Here is a 709-nt window from a genome sequence, read left to right as displayed (position 1 = left end):
TGAACCGCTTGGATTTCTTGGACAGTGCCGAGCGTTAGTGTTCGGTCTTTCATGAGCCTTCGGCCGTGGGCCGGAGGCTGTATTGTCGGGCGAATTCACCCGGTGTTAGCTCTTTGAGCGCCATGTGAGGTCGAGTCTCATTGTAGTCGCGGCGCCAAGCCTCGATCTCTCGTTTGGCTTCCGCCAACGATTCGAACCAGTGCAGGTTCAGACATTCGTCCCTGAACGAGCCGTTGAATGTCTCGATGAAGCTGTTGTCGGTGGGCTTGCCTGGCCGGCTGAAGTCGATCTGCACCTTGTAGTGGTAGGCCCACATGTCCAGCAGGCGACCCGAGAATTCGCTGCCGTTATCGGCGAACAGGAACCTCGGTGCGCGGCGCTGAGCCACCAAACGATTCAGCACTGACACGACGTCCTCGGCACGCAAGCGCTTGCCTACTTCAATGGCCAGCGCTTCACGGCTAAAGATGTCCACGACCGTCAGGGCGCGCAAGCGGGTGCCGTCGGCTAACTGGTCCGCCACAAAGTCCAGACTCCAGACTTCATTGGGACGAACCGGCACGCAACGCTCGCGGCGCGATACCACCATCTTGCGGCGCTTGGGTAGCTTCGAACGCAGTTGAAGCTGCTCTTCGGCGTAGAGCCGATAGACCCGATTACGGCTCACACGCCAACCTTCACGCTTGAGCAGCACGTGCACGCGCCGGTA

At 59.7% G+C, this 709-nt stretch carries 1 pseudogene; it reads right to left on the bottom strand.

Features of this window, described 5'->3' with window-relative positions:
- Positions 1-49: 49 nt before the first annotated feature.
- Positions 50-709 (bottom strand): annotated as a pseudogene (locus NCS03_RS31005) (IS3-like element ISBcen22 family transposase); the annotation flags it as partial.

The organism is Caballeronia sp. ATUFL_F1_KS4A, assembly GCF_023630905.1.
Classification (GTDB): Bacteria; Pseudomonadota; Gammaproteobacteria; order Burkholderiales; family Burkholderiaceae; genus Caballeronia; species Caballeronia zhejiangensis.
Note: the sequence above shows the minus strand (reverse complement) of the source record. Positions and strands in the feature narration are given on the sequence as shown.